Raw genomic sequence first — 651 nt, 5'->3', positions numbered from 1 at the left:
CTAGTATGAAAATTGTAAATGAGGTTATTCGTTCGCATACAGGATTGGTAAGGTTATATTTTGATGGTGTTTATCAAGAACGGAAATATGGTCAGAATGTAGATATGGAAACGGGGGAAATTAAATGAGTTTTGATTACAACAATACAATTCGATTTGAAAACGGAATTCAACATACTTTTTCTGAGGATGAGATTTATATTTTGAAGCGTTTATTGGATGGGGCGAAGGATGTTGGAAACAAAGATGCTTTGGATAATTTAAAGAATTTATTTTTAGAACATTTGGATTAAGCGAGCTGACCTTTTGGGGTCAGCTTTTTTGTCGGACAATAGCGAAGCGGTCCGAAAAGTCATTTTGAAAAAATGACTTTGGTCGACTTGGGGAAGTCGGCCAACATGACAAAAATGTCCTTGTGGTTCGAGGGCGTTTTTGGTATTCGCCACCAGGTTAGGGGGCGACCAAGCAAACCCCTTATAGGATACGAACTATCCATAAGGTAGGGTTTGCGCTACTTTCAAAAAGTAGCAAACTGTGATAGACTATAATCAAGTATCGGAGGGCGAAAAATGGCAAACATTTATGCGAGAGAAACAGCTCTAAAAAACGTTGTTGGGCGGAGTGATTATATTTCAAATCCGAAGAGACAAGA

Annotated in this window: 1 protein-coding gene and 1 pseudogene; both read left to right on the top strand. The window is 38.4% G+C overall.

Annotated features, from left to right (window positions below):
- Positions 1–128 (top strand): annotated as a pseudogene (locus tag C1E58_RS12435) (replication protein RepB); the annotation flags it as partial.
- The gene (locus C1E58_RS12115; RefSeq protein WP_161497579.1) at positions 125–292 is read left to right on the top strand and encodes a hypothetical protein; all 168 of its coding nucleotides are present in this window, start codon (positions 125–127) and stop codon (positions 290–292) included. The pseudogene C1E58_RS12435 and the gene C1E58_RS12115, both read left to right, overlap by 4 nt.
- Positions 293–651 lie beyond the last annotated feature (359 nt).

The sequence above is a fragment of the Streptococcus suis genome, from assembly GCF_002964575.1.
GTDB classification, from domain to species: Bacteria; Bacillota; Bacilli; order Lactobacillales; family Streptococcaceae; genus Streptococcus; species Streptococcus suis_R.
Note: the sequence above shows the minus strand (reverse complement) of the source record. Positions and strands in the feature narration are given on the sequence as shown.

Excerpts from the sequence above, each read along its gene's own strand:
- C1E58_RS12115 (WP_161497579.1), top strand. The coding sequence starts at position 125 with ATGAGTTTTGATTACAACAATACAATTCGATTTGAAAACGGAATTCAA.